We start from the raw sequence: 19,102 nt of genomic DNA, 5'->3' as shown, positions 1-19,102 counted from the left end.
CAAATATACTATTGAAAAGACGTATCAAAAGGGCTACTATAGAGATAGAAGTTTGTCGAAAAAAATGACAAAGGCCGGGACTGTGTAAATCGTCGGTGTACCGATTTCACGTGGGCCGGGCACATAAAAAAATCAAAGGTGGTTTCGATCTTCGTGAAAAGACCGACAATTTTAGTATTAGGCGCGGGTTATGGTGGTTTAACAACAGTCGTTAACTTGCAAAAATCTCTTGGAGCAGACGATGCTGATATCGTTCTTATAAACAAAAATGAGTACCACTATGAATCGACATGGCTTCATGAAGCAGCTGCAGGAACAATGTCTCCTGAGTCAGTGCGTTATGATATCAAAGATGTTATTAACAGTAATAAAGTAAAATTCGTCCAAGCTGAAGTTCAAGCAATCGACGTTACTGGGAAAGTCGTAACGACAAATGTCGGTACACATACATACGATTACCTTGTTATCTCACTTGGTTTTGAGGGCGAAACATTTGGTATTCCAGGTCTTGATAAATATGCACTTTCTATGGCTAACGTTAAAGCAGCACGTCAAATCCGCGAACATATCGAATATCAATTCGCGACTTGGTCAACTGAAGAAGTTAAAGACGATAGCCGTCTGACAATCGTCGTTGGAGGAGCAGGCTTCACAGGCATCGAGTTCCTTGGTGAGCTTGGTAACCGTGTACCTGAACTTTGTAAAGAGTTCGACGTTCCACAAGAAAAAGTACGCGTACTTTGCGTAGAAGCAGCTCCGATGGTTCTTCCAGGATTTGATCCTGAGCTTGTAGATTATGCTGTTAGGCATTTGAACTCTAAAGGAATTGAATTCTCGATTGGTACACCAGTTGTAGAAGCTACTCCTGAAGGCGTTAATATTAAAAAAGGCGAAGATGTATTTGAATTCGTCAAAGCTGGCACAGTCGTTTGGGCTGCAGGTGTCCGTGGTAACCGTCTAATCGAAGAAACGGGTATCGAAAATATGCGCGCTCGTGTCAAAGTAGACAAGGATCTTCGTGCACCAGGTTATTCCGATGTATTCATTGTTGGAGACTGCGCACTAATGATCAACGAAGCAGTGAACCGTCCATTCCCACCTACTGCACAAATTGCTATGCAACAAGGTGACATGTGTGCGAATAACATCATCGCACTTATGAAAGGTGAACCAACTTCTGACTTTATACCAGATTTAAAAGGTAGCGTTTGTTCACTTGGTGATAGCGATGCAATTGGTGTCGTATTCGGTAAAAAAGTGACGGGTACTAAAGCTTCATTCATGAAGAAAATGATTGATAACCGTGCGCTATTCATGATCGGTGGTCTAGGTCTGACACTGAAAAAAGGTAAATTTAACTTACTTAAATAAAACATATATAAAGCATTCGCCTGTCATTGACGGCGGGTGTTTTTTTTTTGAAAGGGGATCCTAAATGTCACGAAAAATGCGAGGGAATGTATGGCTTGGCGCGGCTGGACTTGTTGTGAATAGCGAAGGACAGTGGCTTGTTGTTAGGAAAAACTACGGCGGTTTAAAAGGTTTATGGTCCCTACCGGCGGGATTTGTTGAAGGTGATGAAACGGCAGATTGCGCAGCAATTCGTGAAGTAAAGGAAGAAACGGGAGTCGTTTGTCAGCTCGAAGGTATGATTGGGTTTCGTACAGGTGTCTTGAATGGGGAAGTTAGTGACAACATGGCTATATTTCTGTTGAGACCTACAACTGAAGGTCAGTTATTAATCCCCGAATTAAAAGAGATTTCAGAAGTGGCGTGGAAGAATCCAGTTGCATTAAAAGCAGATAAGAACGTCTCGGTGATGATTCATGAAATTGCTGAAAAGGTGATTGAATCAGGGTTTGATGAAATTGAAAATGTCAATCCGGGCAATCAATTCGGTTATACTTCTTATAAACTTTTTTTCAAAAAGTGACCTTTATTGACGAGATTAAAATCGACAAATTATTGAACAAGTCGTGTAATGTTGAAAGCGTTCAGCCGTTCCTGTAAAATAATGAATGGAAAACGGAGGTAGTCACATTGGGAACGATTTCAATAACGCACGTCGTTTTATCTATAATGATTTTCATAGTCATGTTTTTTGGAATAGGATTCCTGTTAAATATGCTTCTTCGTATGACATGGTTGATGGCTATCATTTATCCAATTGTCGTCATACTAATTATTGATGAAGTAAGTGTATTTGAATACGTTACGAAGCCGAAATACGCATTCCAACTCCTTGGTGAAAAGGTTATGGCACTTCATACAGCAGATGTCCTTATTTTAGCAAGCGGACTTGTCGGAGCGATTATTTCAGGTTTTGTTATTAAACTACTAAGAAAACAAGGTTATCAGATGTTTTAAGAAAAGGGTTATGCGCTTGGAGTCTAGACACCGATCCGGGTAGGGAAACTTATACTTTTGTATTTTTTTAAAAAGGGTGTGTTCAAGCGATTATGCTTGAACACACCCTTTTTTGTTTTTTAAACGATGAATGAGTAGATAATAACAGAGATAAGGATACCGGTTACAGCACCTGCAAATACTTCATTTGGTTTGTGACCTAGCAACGTTTTTAATTCTTGAATTTTTTGTTGTCCATCTTTTTGCTGCCAGCCTTTAGCTTCTTGAACGAATGTTTGGAAGTCTACTCGCATTTGATTGATAATCAGTGCTTGTTGCCCTGCCTGGTAACGGATTCCCGTTGCATCAAACATGACAATGACAGCAAAGATGGCAGAAACTGCAAACATTGGTGAGTCTAATCCTTCTTCGTAAGCAATGGCAGTCGTTAATGATGTAACTGCAGCTGAATGGGAGCTAGGCATTCCACCTGTTGAAGTCATTAGTTTCCAGTCAAGTTTACCTTCCAGGAAATAATGAATCGGGATTTTGACGAATTGAGCAAAAATAATCCCGAATAATGCCGCAAGGAGCGGGGTGTTTTGTAATAAGGCCATTGAATTCGACTCCTCTATAAAGTACGGAAATTATATATTCAGTATACCATAATGATGTGTTACGAAAAACAGGTAATACGGATGCCGAATGAATTGCTATAAACGGCTGAAAATTTAGGCTATACTAAATAATGTAGGTAAAACTGGAGGTTGTCAAATGAAAACGATAATAATGAAACCGAATTTTGATAATGTAGAAGCAGATGTACTTGTAGTTGGTGTACCCGAACATCCGGAAAATATAACAGGTTGGGACGATTTCGTCAGCTCTTTCAGTTCCCGTTTACCAGAATGGGTTAAATCCGGTGATATTAAAACTGAATTCAAAAGTATTGTTAAAATGCCGTCCGTAGAAGTTGGTGGTTACAAGCGTGTACTCTTTATCGGACTTGGCTTGCATAAGGAATTGACGGTGGATCGGTTGCGTCAGGTATTTGCAATGGTTGGAAAAGAGCTTGCAAGCGTGAAAGCAGCTTCAGCTAGCATTTGGACAGCACCATTCACGAACGACAAGTTGACGTGTGAAGATGTTGTTTTTGCGGCGTCGGAGGGTATTGGGCTCGGCATGTACAAGTTTGAAGGATACCGTACGGATTCAAACGAACGTGATGTTGCGCTTGAAACGCTGTCATTCTTATCCACATTCGATGAAGACGAACTGAAAGCGGCCTTCGAAGTAGGAAAAGTACATGCATATGCGGTTAATGAAGCACGTAATCTTGTTAATATGCCGCCCAATATATTAACAGCGACTAAAATGGCTGACTATGCACGTGAAGTTGCCGAAAAATATGATTTTGAAATTGAGGTACTTGGTAAAAAAGAAATGGAAGAACTCGGTATGGGTGCAATTCTCGCTGTCAACAAAGGTTCAGTGGAAGAGCCAAAGTTAATCGTCATGAAATATGCTGCAACTGAAAAATGGGAAGATGTCATAGGACTTGTCGGCAAAGGAATTACCTATGATACCGGCGGCTATTCTTTGAAAACGAAAGACGGAATGGTTGGTATGAAAGGTGATATGGGCGGTGCGGCTGCAGTTCTTGGAGCTATGACAATTATAGGAGAGCTACGCCCCGCGAAAAACGTCATTGCTGTTATCGCATCCACGGACAATATGGTTTCTGGAGATGCTTTCAAACCAGATGATGTAATTACATCACTAAGTGGCAAGACGATTGAAGTGCTCAATACAGATGCAGAAGGACGACTTGTTCTGGCAGATGCGGTTACATACGCTAAGCAGGCCGGTGCAGACTGTCTGATTGACGTTGCTACACTAACAGGCGGTGTTATCGTCGCGCTTGGTATGGACAAGACAGGAGCCCTTACGAATGATGAAGAATTCTTCGAAGAGTTCATGCAGGCATCCATGGAGGCAGATGAATTCGTCTGGAGACTGCCGTTGACGGAAAATGATAAGAAAAGACTTCGCAAAAGTGAAGTAGCAGATTTGAATAATTCACCAGGCAGAGATGGGCATATGATTTTTGGTGGTGGATTTGTAGGGGAATTTGTTGGTGACACACCTTGGATACATCTTGATATTGCAGGGACATCTGATGCAATTTCCGCACATGATTTAGGGCCGAAAGGTGCAACCGGTGTCATGGTACGAACGCTGGCGACGCTTGTTGAGCGGTTAGCCGACACTGATATAGAAACCGAATAGGCGATAGCCTTTTCCCCTTTAACGTTATTCGAATAGGATAAGTAGGAAAGGGGAATGACTATGACTAGAGGTTTTCACGGTGGTGGCGGATTTGGTCGGGGTGGCGGTATAGGCCGTGGTGGATTTGGTCGCGGCGGCTTCGGTGGAGGTTTTGGTAATTTTGGCGGACCTTTTATTGGCGGATTCGCTGGTAGTTTATTAGGCAGTGCTTTGTTTCCAGGAAACGGATACGGGGGAGGGTACGGCGGTGGATACGGTGGTGGATACCCATATTATCCGTATCAACCATACCCATACTATCCGTATCAACCATACGGATATTACGGTCCTTACTAAAAAGTTGAAAATACCTGTCAACCGAGTTTTCGGCTGGTAGGTATTTTTTATTGGGGAATATGGGTGTGGCGGTCATAACACCACCCGTGGCGAGCATAACTTATATCGGTTTTGAATAGTCTATTAATTTACTAGAATCATTAGTATAAATATGTTACACTCTCGTGGATAGGTTCAGTTTTATTGAAAAGGGGATGGGGAATTTCATTAGCAAATTAAGAAAAGAGCCACTGCAATTAGAAGGACTTTATGCCGCAATCAGACGACTACCACTGGATCATGCAGCTTTACCGGTTTTGGAAACTGCGTGTGCTTCGAGGAAGGCTGGTTTTGGGGGAGAACAACAATTAGACAAAGTTTTTGAAAATTACCTTTTTCCAATGAAATATCGCGTTTTGCATGATGTATCACTGGCATCCAGTACTCCTTTTCAAATCGACTCGTTGTTCGTCACCCCAACGTATGCAGTCGTATTTGAAGTGAAGAACATTTCGGGTGAGCTTAAAATAATCAATAATCCACCGCAATTAATTCGTGTTCTTAATAATGGTGAAGTGAAAGGATTTAATAGCCTCATAACGCAAGTCGAGAACAATTGTACCTTGCTGCAAGACTGGTTTCACTCTCGAAATATTTCATTGCCTATTTATGGTGCAATCGTATTAGCTTATTCCAAACAGCGTATTGAACTATTTGACACGAAGACCCCATTTCTTTTCCCGAATGCAGTCCCGAACTTCATTCGTAATTTACCGATAGCACCCCAACTATTGGATGAAGCAACGTTCTCTACCCTGACAAATGATCTTGTCAAAAGCCATCGGGAATACATTCCTCCCCCTATCTGTTTGACCTACCCTGAGATAAAGGACAAAATCCTTACTGGCGTCGCATGCCCATCTTGCAACTTTTTAGGCATGCAGAAGTATATGAAAGGATGGCGCTGTACGCAATGTAGCAGGACAAGTCCCGACGCACATAAACAAGCAATCCGGGATTGGTTCCTATTATATGGCGGTAAAATGAGTAATAAAGATTGCTGTGCATTTTTACATATTAGGCGCCAAAGTGCAACACGGATTTTGCAGGGGATGGATTTACGACTAGAAGGTGCTAATCGAAACCGAACCTATTCAATGTTTATTTGAATAAGGCAAAATTCCTTAAGGCGGTCATAAACACGTCCATGGCGGTCATAACATGCTTCAAGACGGTCATAAAGTCACCCGTGGCGGTCATAACACCACTCGTGGCGAGCATAACCCACTTCGTGGCGGTCATAACCTTCATCTACGCAAAAAACGCACCCTTTATCTACAATAAAGGGTGCGTTCCTATTAAGCGCCTTGCCTTTTCTTAGTCTTCCTTCTGATGAGTCGGCGGATTCTTTAGTTTAGCTTGTTTGATAACTTCTGCCAGATCATCACCAACAGTTAGTTCTGTCGGTTTTACACCAGAGATATAAGCGGCACGGCTCATAAGATGTCCGCCAATCGGAGAGGTAATGAACAGGAATGCAATTGCGAGTAGAAGTTGAATACTAAAATGACCTTCCTTCAACCAAAAGTGAAGAAATACGCCTACCAGAATACTTAGTACTCCCAATGTTGCACTCTTAGAAGCTGCATGCGCCCTCGTATAGACGTCCGGTAAACGAATGATACCAATGACAGTCACGATAGTGAAAACGATGCCCACGACGATTGTAAAGACAATGAGGATGTTAGCTAGTACGATCACGCTCGATTATCTCTCCCTTCTCAATGAATTTAGAGAATGACACGGTTCCAATGAATGACATAATCGCAATCAGCAAGATGACTTCCATGAAAAATCCGGTATCGAAGATGACTGATAACAGAGCGATTGCTGAAATCAGCATGACGCCAATCGAGTCAAGTGCGACGAGCCGATCCGGAATAGATGGACCGCGTAATACACGGTACAGGAGACCAGCAATCGATAGCAGTACAAGGATTAGGCAAACCCATATAAATGTCATCATGGTCGGCTTACCTCCTTAATGGATTTTTCGAATGAATTTTTGATTGAATCAATGGCGTCATCGACATCATCGACGTCAATGGCGTGGATATAAAGCGTCCGTTGATCATCGGAAACGTACAACACAATTGTTCCAGGTGTCAACGTAATTAGGCTTGATAATAATGTAATCTCCCAGTCATGCTCAAGATCAGTCGGCAAAGCGAAAATCATGGGTTGAATATTCATCTTCGGACGTAAGATGAGTTTCAGCACTGAAATATTAGACAGAGTTAGCTCCTTGAAGAAGAGCAGTGCCAATTTGAATGCTGCCCAAAGCCGCCAAATATACAGCCTTTCTGTGAAAAATCGTCTCGTTATAATGATCAAAAGTAGACCAATCAAGAGCCCGATTACGAATGTTGAAGCGGTGAATGAGGTGCTCATGAACATCCAAACAAGAGCGATGAAAAAGTTCAATAATAGTTGAAATGCCATTGTCATCTACTCCTTTAACACCGCATCAATATAGATGGATGGTTGTAGTAATACGTCTGTCGCGTCCGTCATATAGGGAATGAGCCATTCAGACCCAACACCGTACAGCACGGACAGAATGACTAATGCAACAGCAGGCATCATCATCTTGCGGTAAGTCCGACGGTTTGTTGTCGGCAACTCCACAGTTGTGGGATCTCCCCAGAATGCATAGATGAAAATCCGGATGACAGACAACAGGACCACAAGGCTCGATGCCAGTATGATTATACTCCCGAAGACATTACCCCCCTCGAATGCCCCTTTAACAATAAGAAGTTTGCCGACGAAACCGCTTAATGGTGGAATACCCGCTAGTCCAAATGCAGCAATTAGATACATCCAGCCAAGTGGCGCATGGGTTTTCATTAGCCCACCCATCTTACGTAAGTTTGAGGTTCCGGTTACGTATACGATGATGCCAATCAAAAGGAACAAAGCCCCTTTAATGAGCATATCGTGGACCAAATAGAATACGGCACCTGTTAAACCAGCTTCGTTCATTTGTGCAGCGCCGAATAAAATAACACCGACTGCAATGACGATATTGTAAATAATAATATGTTTTACATCGAAATAGGCAAGGGCACCAATGCAGCCGGCAACGATTGTGAGCAATGCCAGTGCGGATAATAAGCCATGTGTAAAGCCGATATCATGAACAAAAAACAGCGTATACGTTCTGATGATTGCATAAATACCGACTTTAGTCAGTAATGCACCGAATAGTGCTAGCACCGGTATTGGAGGTGCTGCATAAGATCCTGGTAGCCAGAAGTAAAGGGGGAATAAGGATCCTTTTACGCCAAACACGATTAAAAAGAGCACTGCAATCACGGTTATGATACCGGGTTGTCCAATCTCGGCAATCTTCACTGAAATATCGGCCATATTTAATGTACCAACAACAGAGTAGAGGTAAGCAACTGTGATAACGAACAATGCAGATGAAATGACATTGACGAGTATGTACTTGATTGATTCGCGAAGCTGTTTTTTCTCGCCGCCCAAAACGATTAATAGGTAGGAGGCGATAAGCAGCACTTCGAAGAATACGAACATATTGAAAATATCACCTGTTGTAAATGCGCCATTGATGCCTGTAATCATGAACAGGATAGCGGGATAATAGAAGTAGCGCTCCCGCTCTTCACCGATAGCTGTGAAACTGTATAGCACAACAAAGAGTGTGATCAAGATTGTTGTGGTTACAAGTAATGCAGAAAGCATATCGGAAACCATTGAAATACCGAATGGTGCTGGCCAGCTACCGAGTGTAATTGCTTGAACGCCATCTGCTTTCACTTTTGCAACAAGGAAAAGTGCGGCAACCAGGCTGATTAGCAGTCCGATACAAGTCAACGATCGCTGTACCTTGATATTCTCCTTAAAGAACAGCAGAATAATTGCGAAAAGGAATGGCAATATGATTGGAAATAAAAGTAGATTAATCATGTTCGTCATTTCCTTTCATGAGATTCATATTGTCTGTCTTATGTTCAGCATACGACCTGTAAGCAAGAACAAGGATGAACGCAGTCACACCGAAACTGATGACAATCGCCGTCAATATAAGCGCTTGCGGTAAAGGATCTGCGTAATCTGTTACGCCTTCTGCTAAGACAGGCGGGGAAGTGCCGCCAAGTCCGCCCATTGTAAGGAGTAGCAGATGGGCACCATGACTCAACAGGCCTGTCCCGAGTATGATTTTGAGGATGCTTCTGGAAAGTATCAGGTAAACAGCAGCCATGAAAAGGATTCCGATGACGATAGCCATTAGAAATTCCATTATTCATCTCCTCCAATCGTTTGAATCATTGTAACTGCCGCGCCTACAACAACGAGATAAACACCAGCATCGAAAATCATCGCTGTATGTAAGGACGTTTTTCCGAACAAAGGCAAAGTGAAATAATCGAAAGCATGTGTAAAGAACGGAACGTTGAAAAAGATTGAACCTGCAGCTGTTCCGAGTGAAAGCAGTAAACCGATAGCAGTCACAATTGTAAAATTAAAAGGCAATGCTTTTTGGACAGTTTTTAAATCAAAGGCTAGTAACAGCAGCACAATTGCCCCCGCCGTTAGCAGCCCTCCAACGAAACCGCCACCTGGTGTATAGTGTCCTGCAAAGAAGATATGAATTGAAAAAAGAAAAATGATGAAGAATACGAATTTTGTTGTCGTTTGTAAAATGACATCATTTGTTTTCATCCGTACTCTCCCCCTTTCTTGACAACTTCAGACGAATCATGGCAATGACAGCGATTCCTGCGATTGACAAAACGGCGATTTCAAATAATGTATCAAATCCACGATAATCTACGAGAATGACGTTGACGATATTACCGCCCCCGGCTTCTGTTGCAACTGTATCTTTGTAATACTGCGAAATAGATGGAATCAGTTTTTGTGAATGGGCCGATAACGCAACCAATGTCACCGTTATTCCGACACCAGCCGCAATAATCAAATTGCCAAGCTTGTTGCGTTTTGTTTGACCGTGATTATTAAGTGACGGTAGATGTTTAAAGGCTAATAAGAACAAGGCAACCGATATCGTTTCAATAACGAGCTGAGTAAGCGCCAAATCGGGTGCTTTGAAAATGACAAAGAATAAAGCAACCGCATAGCCAACGGCACCTAGAGCAATGATTGCTGACAGCCTTGTCTTCGCAAGAAGAACCATACATACTGCGACGACCAAAACAATAGCAGTTAGAACGCCATACAAGTTGATGGGAGAAAAGCTATCCATATCAACAACGAAAGCCTCTTTGATGAACAGTGTCGCCGCAGTTATTGCAGCAATAAAAGCAAACATATAAATCAGATATGTGCGGATTAAACCAGTCATATAAAAGCGGGAAAGTTTATTCATTCCACCTTCACTAACGAACATGGCGGAATCATACAATGCATTTAACGACAAGTACTCGGGTTGGATATCGTACATTTTTTGCCATCTTTTCAGTGTCAAAAATAGAACCAGACCAACACCAACAAGCGAAACAGTCATCCATAATTCCGGAGCATCAAAGCCATGCCAAGCTGCAACGTCAACATCAACTTCAGAAGGATGACTGTATAAATCAGGCTGAACAGCCATCACAGCTGGTTTCACCAACCATTTACCAATCAAGTTCGGAATGAAGAAGATGCCAACAACCAGCGTAGCAAGAATGACGGGAGATACAAGCATCCCAACAGGCGCTTCATGCGGTTTAATTGGAAGAGGTTCACTTTTTTGTTGTCCAGCGAACGTCTTGAATACAAAGTAAAAGCTATAAACGAGTGTAAAGACACTGGCGATCCAAGCGATGACAGGGAAGAGTATTCCCCATGTCGCAAAGTTAAATAGTTCAAAATGTCGAATTGCCAACATGGATTGAAGGAACATTTCCTTACTCAGGAAGCCGTTAAATGGTGGCAAACCTGCCATCGACATAGATCCAATGAAAGCAACCGTGAAACTGACTGGCATGATACTCATCAACCCACCAAGTTTCCGGATATCCCGGGTACCGGTTTCGTGATCGACAATACCTGCAATCATGAACAAACTACCCTTAAAGGTCGCGTGGTTGATCAAATGGAAGATTGCTGCAAATGTTGCTAATTTAAAAAACGGATCATCCGAGTGATAGGCAAGCGCACCCGCGCCGAGCAGAGACATGATAAGTCCAAGCTGACTGACTGTCGAGAAAGCAAGAATCGCTTTCAAATCGGTCTGTTTCACCGCGAAGAAAGATCCCCAGAACAAGGTCACAAGTCCGATACCGGCTACGAGCCATATCCAAACTTCAGAAACAGCGAAAATAGGTGTAAACCGTGCGACGAGGTAAAGACCTGCTTTTACCATCGTTGCGGAGTGCAAATAGGCACTGACCGGTGTAGGCGCTTCCATTGCATCCGGTAACCAAATATGGAACGGGAATTGTGCTGACTTCGTAAATGCACCAAGCAGTACGAGAACAAGCGCCAGCGTAAAGTATTCATGTCCTACAAAAGTGGGTGCGTTAGCGATAAGTTCGCGGATGGAAAACGTATCTCCCATAATTCCTAGCAGAACGAATCCCCCAAGCATCATGAGTCCACCAAATACAGTGATCATCATCGATTTCAATGCACCAAATCGTGAACCATCACGTGTACTCCAATAGCCAATAAGCAGGAATGACGAAATGGATGTTAGCTCCCAGAATAAATAAAGGGAAATAACGTTATCCGATTGCACAACACCTAACATGGCACTCATGAAAATCAACAGATAAACGTAAAAGTGATTCAGCTTTTCTTTACGCTTATCGAGATAAAAGATGGAGTAGAGAACAACGAGTGCACCGATACCAGTTATAAGTAAGGTGAACAGCAGGCTGAGACCATCAATGTACGATACGAACGAAATACCAAGAGACGGAATCCATTGCAGTTCTGATAAAGCATGTCCGCCGTCCATAGTTGTTTTAATGAATCCTATGTAATAAATGAAGAGGGAGACAGGGACGAGTAAAACGAACCACCCAGTATGTATGTCTTTCAGTTTCCTGAATAGCAGGGGAACGAATAGTGCTGCCATAATCGGCAGGAAAATCAGTAATACGAAATTCAAAAAAATCCTCCTTCCTAATGAATGAAACATTATTCTTTGCATTGTTTTAAAGTATAGCGTAAAGAGAGCGCTTTTGCATGAAACACTTTCTGCCTTTGTTGCTTATTCAGTCTCTCTTCTTATATTATAGAAACGGAGAAATAAATTGCTTTTGAGGTGCTGAAAATGAAAAATCCGTACATATTTGGCTATTTACCGTTTGTTACAATTGTCTTATTCAGTTTAACATTCGGAGTTTACACAGTAGGCGTGTCAGTGGAACTATTTAAAGGAATTGGTCTATATGCTGGTATGCGCGAATTTTTGACGGATATACAATTACGTATATTTCTGCTAGTTATTTATGCATTGTTATTTTTTATGGTTTTTTCAGCGTTAAAATTGATTGCCGAAACGATTCACGAAACCGCGATGTTATTCTTTTCGAAGGATGTGGAGGGGAAATCGTATAGCGAGGCACGCGGAGGCAATGTCATTTATTTTTTTGGAGCGCTTGCATCGGCAGGTGGCATCAATTCGATTCACCTATTAACAGCTATATTTTTGCTGACAACGTTCATCTACTTTGTCTATGTCGTATTCAAATTAAGTAAATTCATGACAATCTTCAGTACGATTGGGCTTCTCGTTTTTGAAATTATGGTTTGGACGCTACTGGTTTCAACCATCATCTATATTCTGTTGAAGCTTTATAATGGTGTTATGGCGAGTTTGCCCTTCATTGGCAGTAAAACGGACTAGCCTTTTGAATGAACGGCTAGTCCTGGAGTAGTGTGGAAAATATACGCAAATGAAGTTTCTGATCACTCAAGAGCTTTATAGATTGCGGTCTATCATAGCCGACCCAGACAGCGGTTGTATAGTTGTCGTTCAATCCGCCAACCCATAAATCATTATAATGATCTGTGGTGCCGGTCTTTGCTCCTGTATACGAAGTTGTATATGGGATACCGCGGCCAGTCCCGTTCAATACGACATCTGACATCATGCCACGAATTTTTGTAACTGTAGCAGCTGACCAAACATCCTCTTTGTCATCAGGCCATTCGTATAAAATAGTCCCCGCTCTATCCTTCACAGCGCGAATTGCATGGGCTGGGGTATATTTCCCATCGATGAAACTCGAATAAGCCCCCGCCATTTCAATCGGCGTCATTCCTTTTGAAAAACCACCGAGTGCAGCTGCATAAGTCATATCCTGTTGCGTAACTGATTTGAATCCGAATGGCGCGATATAGTTGAATGCCTCTTCGACTCCAATCATCTGAAGCAATCTGACCGCTGCTGTATTATGACTTTGTCGAAAAGCCTCTTTTACCGTGACATTACCATAAACGAAACCACCGATATTTGTAGGGCAGTACGAGCCGATGCAAATAGCACCGCTGTAAATGGGCGTGTTTACTGTATAGGATCCACTTTCAAACAGTGGAGCATAGACGAGAAGTGGTTTAAGAGCGGAACCAGGTTGCCTGACAGCTTGGAATGCGCGGTGGAAATCCGCTTTTTTATAGTTTTTACCGGCGAATAGGCTGATGATTTCACGGGTTTCATTGTCAATAACGGCAGCACCTGCTTGCACACCTGTAGGTTCTAAAAGAGAGGAGATTGTTTGTTCATCTCGCCGTTGCTTTCCAGGGTTAAGTGCCGTTTCGATAATCAATCCTTTGGACAACACTTCAGCTGTCCGTTGTTTAATGATCGCTGCAAGGGCTATCTTTTCTGCATCGTCTTTCGCATATGTCATTTTTTCAGACAAGCCTTCGGACTGTGCTATGAGATCAGTAAGTTCAGCGAGAATATATGTGCTGTAAGCGGGAAATGTAGTCACCTTTTTCTTCAAATTTAAAACGATGGCTGTGTTTTTATGTACGTCGGCTTCCTCGGTAGTTAGAAACCCGTTTTTTGTAAGTACCGACAAAAGAAGCTCCTGTCGACCTTTTGTCCGATCAAAATGATTCAATGGATCATATAAAGAGGGGTTGTTTGGAATCGCCGCTAGAAAGGCAATTTCCGCTTCATTCAACTTATCTACGGATTTGCTGAAGTAATAGGTCGCCGCAGCGCCAATACCGTACACTTGATGACCAAAATACATATCATTCATATACATTTCCAAAATTTCATCTTTTGTCGATTGTTTTTCAAGTTCAGCTGCATAAAAAAGTTCAGTCAATTTACGTTCATACGTCTTTTCAGTCGATAAAAAACGCATCCGCACGACTTGTTGTGTAATGGTAGAAGCACCTTGTCTGACATCGTCCGTTGCGGAATTGACAGCAAACGCACGCACAATTGCGGCTATATCATAACCTTTATGCTCGAAAAAACCGGTGTCTTCACTTTCTAGGAACAGAAGGCGCGCGAATAATGGAATGGATGACAGTGGGAGCGGGTCGCGCCACTCTATATATTCTTCTGCAAAAATGAGGCCATTTCCATCCTTCAACGTCACAGGGACATTGACTTTTGGGGCTGACAGTTCGATAACGTCATTCATCTGGTCATTGAAGGATCCGGCGCTCTTAAACTCGACGGCAATCGCATCTTGGACAACAAAGAGGAGTGGGATGGATAATAGAATAAAGATGAAACCAATAAATTGTTTCAATGCATGTGCACTCCGTTCAAGAAATCAGTCAGTAACAAAAATATAGCACACTCCGACTAGTGAAGTGTGCTGTTTTTAACTAGGTCGCTGTCTAGGCTTCAGGCGCCAGCCCCACGAGTCGCTTCAGTCTTGATGAAAAGGCAAAGGACGCCTTTAACTTCAAGCCTTCCAGCGATTGTCGGGGCTAAACGGCGCCTTATGCTTTTCTTAACTATGTGTCCGTTTCTCTTCAGCAGCAAGAAAGTCCTCAAAGTCCTGCACTGGTTTTCGTTTGGCATAATAGAGAAATGCGAACCCGACAAGGAACAAAACGCCAGTGACGATGAAGACAGACGAAATGCCGATGAAACCACTGATAATCCCGCCAAACATTGGGCCAATAATATTTCCGAGAAAACGAAAACTGGTATTATAACCCATGACTTCTCCTTGAATATCGATGGGGGCTTCACGTCTAACTAATGCAGTCGTTATGGGAATCATTCCGCCGAGCGCTATACCGAACAGCAGCCGCCAAAAAATAAGTTGCCACAGCTGCGTCACGAAAGCTTGAGGGATGATAAATACGAATGACAGGAGTAGCAGGATTGACAGCACTTTTTCGTAGCCAATGTCGTCACCGAGCTTGCCCCAGCGACGTGCGAATAAAAGATTGCCGATCCCAGCAGCACTGAATGTAACCCCAGCTAGGAAAGCCACGTCTTTCGCATCTGTCAAATGAGAAACATAGAGCGACAGAAGTGGCTGAATACTGAAGTTCCCGACTTGGATAAGTGCGGTGACAATCATGACGTTCAACATGAGCCGGTGATGCAGCAGGCCGCTGATAATCGCTTTACGGGAATACTGGATAGCTTTCGGATTTTTTACTCGTTTTTGTTCCTTGATGCCGAAAAGTACGATGAGTGCAGCGACAATAACAGAGATGGATGTAATAACAAAGGTATATTGGAAACCGAATGCATCCGCCAACAACCCCCCGAATACAGGTCCGAATAATGTGCCCGTTACGCTGCCCATCTGTAAAGTCCCAAGCATTTTTCCAGCTTCCTTTTTCGCAGTCTGCGAAGAGATAAATGCGAGTGACGTTGGAATGAAACCTGTGACAACGCCATTCAGCAGCCGAAGCAGGAAAAACGACTCGACGGAATCCACAAATCCCATTAGGAAAACGGATATCGCAATCCCGAAGCCATTTATGAGAAGGATGGGCTTGAAGCCATATTTATCGGCCACTCGCCCCCAAATCGGTGACATAATGAAAGCTGTGACGAATGAAGCACCGAAAATAAGACCTGCCCATTTTTGGACATATGCATCCGAATAATCGCCGAATGTTTCGATATAAAGGGATAAGAAGGGCATGATCATTGTCATTGTCCCCGCAACGAGGACGTTGGAAATCCAAATGATAATGAAATTCCGTTTTTGCACGTCCATTTAGAAAACCTTCTTTCATTGTCGTGCTATTCATTCAGTATAAAACAATTCGGAAAACGAAGGAAGTATCATGCTTATTCGTCGAAATAGATTGCCCAATATGATAAACTAGTCCAGGGTGAATGTTAATGAGAAAAATGTATTTCTCCCTTCTGACAATCTTTGCTCTCGTCTTACTTACCGCTTGCGGAAATAGTGCGTCTGAGAACAAGAAATCAGAAGAAGTAGTGTCTGCTGGCAAAGCGCCAGTGGAAGAAAATAGCACGAAGAACTCAGAGGAGGCAACAACAATGTATCCACAATTATCGACAGAAGTAGCAGCAAACGAAGCACTAGTTATTATGAACACAACAATGGGGTCAATCAAAATCAAGCTTTTCCCAGAACAAGCACCAAAAACAGTTGAAAACTTCTTAACACATGCAGAAAACGGTTATTATGACGGTATTATCTTCCACCGCGTAATTGAAGACTTCATGATTCAAGGTGGCGATCCAACAGGAACTGGTATGGGCGGCACAAGTATTTTCGGCGATACATTTGAAGACGAATTCACTATGGATCTATTTAACTTAAAAGGAGCTCTTTCAATGGCGAACGCTGGCCCAGGAACAAATGGCAGCCAGTTCTTCATCGTTCAAGCTTCAGAAGTTCCAGCTTCAGTTGATCAACTGAAAAAAGGCGGATATCCAGCAGAAATCGCTGAAGCATACGGCAAAATGGGCGGAACCCCTCACTTAGACCAAAAACATACAGTATTCGGCCAAGTTATTGAAGGCATGGATGTTATCGAGAAAATTGCAAAAGTGAAAAAGGGCCGTCAAGACAAGCCTGTTGAAGATATTTCTATTGAATCAATCGAAATCCTTCAAAAGTAATCCTTTATAAATTTACAATGTGAGGAAGTGGATGTAAGTGAACGCACTATTAATGCCGTTCCTTTACTTTCCTGAAGATAAAACAGAATATATACCAGCTGCGATTTCAATGTTTTTCTTTGCGATTCTTTTGGTACTTACATTCATGTGGATTCGACGCAATTCGAAGAAGCAGGAATTAGAAGCGAAGGAATTTGAAGAACGCATTTTACGTGAACGCCGCGAACAAAAAGAAAAACAGCATCCTCAAAATTGAGGATGCTGTTTTCTTTTTGTAATTTCCTTCATTTACTCATCGCAGTGATAAAGCGGTTAACACCATCTTGAACAACTGAAAGTGGTGTCGCCACGTTCATGCGAAGGAAGCCGCGTCCTGCTTCGCCGTATTTCGAGCCTGGATCAAGGGCAAGTTTACCTTTAGTCAAAAGCTTGTCCATCATTTCCGTTTCGGTAAATCCAGTACCTCGGTAGTCAATCCAAAGAAGGTATGTACCATGAGGCTTAGCAATTATTAAAGCAGGAATTGCAGCTGTTAGTTCACGAATTGCATAGTCCATATTGTTAGAAACTGTTTCAAGTAATTCAGCTAGCCAAGGGCCACCATCTTTATAGGCGGCAGTCAAAGCGGCTGCTGCAAAAGAGCTCAAATCCATTTGACCATGTGACAGTGCATTCAACGTAAGTTTCTCCCTCACGCCTTCATCTGTCGCAATCATTAACGCTGCTTGGATTCCTGCGAGGTTAAACGATTTTGTAGGTGCAACACACGTAATGATACGTCCTGTTTCCTCACCTGCAAGCGTTGCAAGCGGAATATGCTTATGCCCTGAGAAGACTAGATCGGCATGGATTTCATCCGATAAAATCAAGACATCATATTTTGTACAAAGTCGCAACATTTCATTCAATTCGTTTGCTGTCCAAACAATTCCACCAGGATTATGTGGATTGCATAATATGAATAGCTTTACATTTTGCTGAAGGCATTTCTCGAATTCTTCAAAGTTGATGGAATACACACCATTATCTTCATTCATAATACATTCGACAAGATTTCGTCCTTGCCGTGCAGGAATTTGGAAGAAGGGTGGATAGACGGGAGAAGTGACTAGAATGCCGTCACCTGGATTCGTAAACGTTTCAACGACCGAAGCAATTGCGGGAACTACGCCATGGTGGAATAACATCCATTCGTTCTTTGTTTCCCAGGCATGGCGTTCAGCAAGCCATGTACTTACTGCGTCTTTACAGCCTTCACAAATATAGGAGTAGCCGAATACTGGATGATCCAGACGTTCTTTCATCGCGTTGACTACGACTTCTGGAGCAGCAAAGTCCATATCTGCAATCCACATCGGTAAAATATCGGATGCATCCTCGATTCCGTAAATCATTTCCATTCGGTCCCATTTTACAGAACGTGTTTTACGACGTTCAATTACAGATTCAAAGTTATTCAGGGAAATCTCCTCTTTCCTTTTTTCTCTACTATGTTATCATAATCTAGACTATTGAGAAAAATAAGGTGACTCATTGTGCAGACTATAGAAATGAATAAAAAGGCAGTAGCGCTTCTTGAACAATGGGATCCATTTGAAGCAGGACCGAAAGCGTATGAACACGAAATCGTTGATGTCGTATCGGACTTACATCGTCTTGATCATCCAACCGACCTTGCAAAACGAATTCGGGAAATTTACGAACATTCTTACAAATTATGGATTCCGATCGAGAAAAGTGTGCAAATTTCTTATAAGCTGTTAGCGATTAAATACGAGGCGAAATGTATCGTCTGAATTTTGTGTGGCTGTACCCATTTTAATACGGGTACAGTTTTTTTATACAATAAAACACCAAACCTGTTGATTTACCAATAGTAACCAGTGAATAACATGATCACCAACTGGGCGCTACGTGTATAGTCGATTTTGGATTCCTCTGGATTGAATGACTTCTATACCATAAAAGTCTGAATTCCTTCAATCCCGTTGATTTCCGTTCCGAGCGGACGCTTTCCGCGGGCACGGCTTCAGCCTCCTCGTCACTGCGTTCCTGCGGGGTCTTCAGCTCGCG

Annotated in this window: 21 protein-coding genes; 10 read left to right on the top strand and 11 right to left on the bottom strand. The window is 42.5% G+C overall.

The genetic code is table 11. The annotated features are described in order from the left end of the window. Positions 1 to 153 precede the first annotated feature (153 nt). The 3 genes from I2484_RS15595 to I2484_RS15585 all read left to right on the top strand — a co-directional run bounded on the left by I2484_RS15595 (position 154) and on the right by I2484_RS15585 (position 2,367). Positions 154 to 1,371: an FAD-dependent oxidoreductase gene (locus I2484_RS15595; RefSeq protein WP_207151969.1), complete on the top strand. Its 1,218-nt coding sequence runs from the start codon at positions 154 to 156 to the stop codon at positions 1,369 to 1,371. Positions 1,372 to 1,435: 64 nt separating this feature from the next. After that, positions 1,436 to 1,933, top strand: a complete 498-nt coding sequence (locus I2484_RS15590; RefSeq protein ID WP_207151968.1) for an NUDIX domain-containing protein — start codon at positions 1,436 to 1,438, stop codon at positions 1,931 to 1,933. Between the two features lie 107 nt (positions 1,934 to 2,040). Further along, positions 2,041 to 2,367: a YuiB family protein gene (locus I2484_RS15585; RefSeq protein ID WP_255551496.1), complete on the top strand. Its 327-nt coding sequence runs from the start codon at positions 2,041 to 2,043 to the stop codon at positions 2,365 to 2,367. Positions 2,368 to 2,486: 119 nt separating this feature from the next. Here I2484_RS15585 and I2484_RS15580 read toward each other — a convergent pair whose 3' ends face one another. Beyond that, the gene (locus I2484_RS15580; protein WP_207151967.1) at positions 2,487 to 2,963 is read right to left on the bottom strand and encodes a divergent PAP2 family protein; all 477 of its coding nucleotides are present in this window, start codon (positions 2,961 to 2,963) and stop codon (positions 2,487 to 2,489) included. Between the two features lie 157 nt (positions 2,964 to 3,120). Here I2484_RS15580 and I2484_RS15575 point away from each other — a divergent pair, with 157 nt between their 5' ends. From I2484_RS15575 to I2484_RS15565, 3 genes are all read left to right on the top strand, one after another. Further along, positions 3,121 to 4,635 (top strand): leucyl aminopeptidase, encoded by a 1,515-nt coding sequence (locus I2484_RS15575; RefSeq protein WP_207151966.1) that lies wholly within the window; start codon positions 3,121 to 3,123, stop codon positions 4,633 to 4,635. Positions 4,636 to 4,695: 60 nt separating this feature from the next. Continuing rightward, entirely contained in the window at positions 4,696 to 4,971 is a 276-nt protein-coding gene (locus tag I2484_RS15570) for a hypothetical protein (RefSeq protein WP_207151965.1), read from the top strand. Positions 4,972 to 5,165: 194 nt separating this feature from the next. Beyond that, positions 5,166 to 6,119, top strand: a complete 954-nt coding sequence (locus I2484_RS15565) for a nuclease-related domain-containing protein (RefSeq protein ID WP_207151964.1) — start codon at positions 5,166 to 5,168, stop codon at positions 6,117 to 6,119. Positions 6,120 to 6,327: 208 nt separating this feature from the next. Here the strand turns inward: I2484_RS15565 and mnhG are convergent, their stop codons facing one another. The 7 genes from mnhG to I2484_RS15530 are packed head-to-tail and all read right to left on the bottom strand — an operon-like array spanning position 6,328 to position 12,130. Then, positions 6,328 to 6,711 (bottom strand): monovalent cation/H(+) antiporter subunit G, encoded by a 384-nt coding sequence (gene mnhG, locus I2484_RS15560; protein WP_207151963.1) that lies wholly within the window; start codon positions 6,709 to 6,711, stop codon positions 6,328 to 6,330. After that, positions 6,695 to 6,976, bottom strand: a complete 282-nt coding sequence (locus I2484_RS15555; RefSeq protein ID WP_207151962.1) for a Na(+)/H(+) antiporter subunit F1 — start codon at positions 6,974 to 6,976, stop codon at positions 6,695 to 6,697. Before I2484_RS15555 ends, mnhG begins: the two co-directional genes overlap by 17 nt. Continuing rightward, a complete protein-coding gene (locus I2484_RS15550; protein WP_207151961.1) occupies positions 6,973 to 7,452 on the bottom strand; it encodes a Na+/H+ antiporter subunit E in 480 nt (159 codons plus the stop codon). Before I2484_RS15550 ends, I2484_RS15555 begins: the two co-directional genes overlap by 4 nt. Positions 7,453 to 7,458: 6 nt before the next feature. Continuing rightward, positions 7,459 to 8,946 (bottom strand): Na+/H+ antiporter subunit D, encoded by a 1,488-nt coding sequence (locus tag I2484_RS15545; protein ID WP_207151960.1) that lies wholly within the window; start codon positions 8,944 to 8,946, stop codon positions 7,459 to 7,461. Next, a complete protein-coding gene (locus I2484_RS15540) occupies positions 8,939 to 9,280 on the bottom strand; it encodes a Na(+)/H(+) antiporter subunit C (protein WP_207151959.1) in 342 nt (113 codons plus the stop codon). Before I2484_RS15540 ends, I2484_RS15545 begins: the two co-directional genes overlap by 8 nt. Further along, the gene (locus I2484_RS15535) at positions 9,280 to 9,702 is read right to left on the bottom strand and encodes a Na(+)/H(+) antiporter subunit B (protein ID WP_207151958.1); all 423 of its coding nucleotides are present in this window, start codon (positions 9,700 to 9,702) and stop codon (positions 9,280 to 9,282) included. The genes I2484_RS15540 and I2484_RS15535 overlap by 1 nt, the downstream gene beginning before the upstream one ends. Further along, a complete protein-coding gene (locus tag I2484_RS15530; protein WP_481886417.1) occupies positions 9,689 to 12,130 on the bottom strand; it encodes a Na+/H+ antiporter subunit A in 2,442 nt (813 codons plus the stop codon). Before I2484_RS15530 ends, I2484_RS15535 begins: the two co-directional genes overlap by 14 nt. A 135-nt stretch (positions 12,131 to 12,265) precedes the next feature. Between I2484_RS15530 and I2484_RS15525 the strand changes: the two genes are divergently transcribed. Continuing rightward, on the top strand, positions 12,266 to 12,841 hold the full coding sequence (locus tag I2484_RS15525; RefSeq protein WP_207151956.1) for a YufK family protein: 576 nt from the start codon (positions 12,266 to 12,268) through the stop codon (positions 12,839 to 12,841). Between the two features lie 16 nt (positions 12,842 to 12,857). On the opposite strand, the gene I2484_RS15520 is transcribed toward I2484_RS15525, so the two are convergent. Continuing rightward, a complete protein-coding gene (locus I2484_RS15520; RefSeq protein WP_207151955.1) occupies positions 12,858 to 14,711 on the bottom strand; it encodes a transglycosylase domain-containing protein in 1,854 nt (617 codons plus the stop codon). A gap of 207 nt (positions 14,712 to 14,918) precedes the next feature. Next, positions 14,919 to 16,151: an MFS transporter gene (locus I2484_RS15515; RefSeq protein ID WP_207151954.1), complete on the bottom strand. Its 1,233-nt coding sequence runs from the start codon at positions 16,149 to 16,151 to the stop codon at positions 14,919 to 14,921. A 122-nt stretch (positions 16,152 to 16,273) separates the two neighbouring features. Here I2484_RS15515 and I2484_RS15510 point away from each other — a divergent pair, with 122 nt between their 5' ends. After that, positions 16,274 to 17,029 (top strand): peptidylprolyl isomerase, encoded by a 756-nt coding sequence (locus tag I2484_RS15510; RefSeq protein ID WP_481886416.1) that lies wholly within the window; start codon positions 16,274 to 16,276, stop codon positions 17,027 to 17,029. 37 nt (positions 17,030 to 17,066) lie between these two features. After that, positions 17,067 to 17,285, top strand: a complete 219-nt coding sequence (locus I2484_RS15505) for a hypothetical protein (protein WP_346014203.1) — start codon at positions 17,067 to 17,069, stop codon at positions 17,283 to 17,285. 28 nt (positions 17,286 to 17,313) lie between these two features. Here I2484_RS15505 and I2484_RS15500 read toward each other — a convergent pair whose 3' ends face one another. Next, the gene (locus tag I2484_RS15500) at positions 17,314 to 18,468 is read right to left on the bottom strand and encodes a MalY/PatB family protein (RefSeq protein ID WP_346014204.1); all 1,155 of its coding nucleotides are present in this window, start codon (positions 18,466 to 18,468) and stop codon (positions 17,314 to 17,316) included. Between the two features lie 96 nt (positions 18,469 to 18,564). Between I2484_RS15500 and I2484_RS15495 the strand changes: the two genes are divergently transcribed. Next, positions 18,565 to 18,825, top strand: a complete 261-nt coding sequence (locus tag I2484_RS15495; RefSeq protein ID WP_207151953.1) for a DUF1871 family protein — start codon at positions 18,565 to 18,567, stop codon at positions 18,823 to 18,825. Positions 18,826 to 19,102: the final 277 nt, after the last annotated feature.

Origin of the sequence: Sporosarcina sp. E16_8, from assembly GCF_017347095.1 — a bacterium.
In the GTDB taxonomy this organism is placed as follows: Bacteria; Bacillota; Bacilli; order Bacillales_A; family Planococcaceae; genus Sporosarcina.
The sequence above is the reverse complement of the archived record's forward strand: the minus strand, read 5'-3'. Positions and strand labels throughout refer to the sequence as shown.

Coding starts and splice junctions, on each gene's coding strand:
- I2484_RS15590 (WP_207151968.1), top strand. CDS start 1,436: ATGTCACGAAAAATGCGAGGGAATGTATGGCTTGGCGCGGCTGGACTT.
- I2484_RS15580 (WP_207151967.1), bottom strand. CDS start 2,963: ATGGCCTTATTACAAAACACCCCGCTCCTTGCGGCATTATTCGGGATT.
- I2484_RS15575 (WP_207151966.1), top strand. CDS start 3,121: ATGAAAACGATAATAATGAAACCGAATTTTGATAATGTAGAAGCAGAT.
- I2484_RS15570 (WP_207151965.1), top strand. CDS start 4,696: ATGACTAGAGGTTTTCACGGTGGTGGCGGATTTGGTCGGGGTGGCGGT.
- I2484_RS15565 (WP_207151964.1), top strand. CDS start 5,166: ATGGGGAATTTCATTAGCAAATTAAGAAAAGAGCCACTGCAATTAGAA.
- I2484_RS15555 (WP_207151962.1), bottom strand. CDS start 6,976: ATGATGACATTTATATGGGTTTGCCTAATCCTTGTACTGCTATCGATT.
- I2484_RS15550 (WP_207151961.1), bottom strand. CDS start 7,452: ATGGCATTTCAACTATTATTGAACTTTTTCATCGCTCTTGTTTGGATG.
- I2484_RS15545 (WP_207151960.1), bottom strand. CDS start 8,946: ATGATTAATCTACTTTTATTTCCAATCATATTGCCATTCCTTTTCGCA.
- I2484_RS15540 (WP_207151959.1), bottom strand. CDS start 9,280: ATGGAATTTCTAATGGCTATCGTCATCGGAATCCTTTTCATGGCTGCT.
- I2484_RS15535 (WP_207151958.1), bottom strand. CDS start 9,702: ATGAAAACAAATGATGTCATTTTACAAACGACAACAAAATTCGTATTC.
- I2484_RS15530 (WP_481886417.1), bottom strand. CDS start 12,130: ATGTTTCATTCATTAGGAAGGAGGATTTTTTTGAATTTCGTATTACTG.
- I2484_RS15525 (WP_207151956.1), top strand. CDS start 12,266: ATGAAAAATCCGTACATATTTGGCTATTTACCGTTTGTTACAATTGTC.
- I2484_RS15515 (WP_207151954.1), bottom strand. CDS start 16,151: ATGGACGTGCAAAAACGGAATTTCATTATCATTTGGATTTCCAACGTC.
- I2484_RS15510 (WP_481886416.1), top strand. CDS start 16,274: ATGTTAATGAGAAAAATGTATTTCTCCCTTCTGACAATCTTTGCTCTC.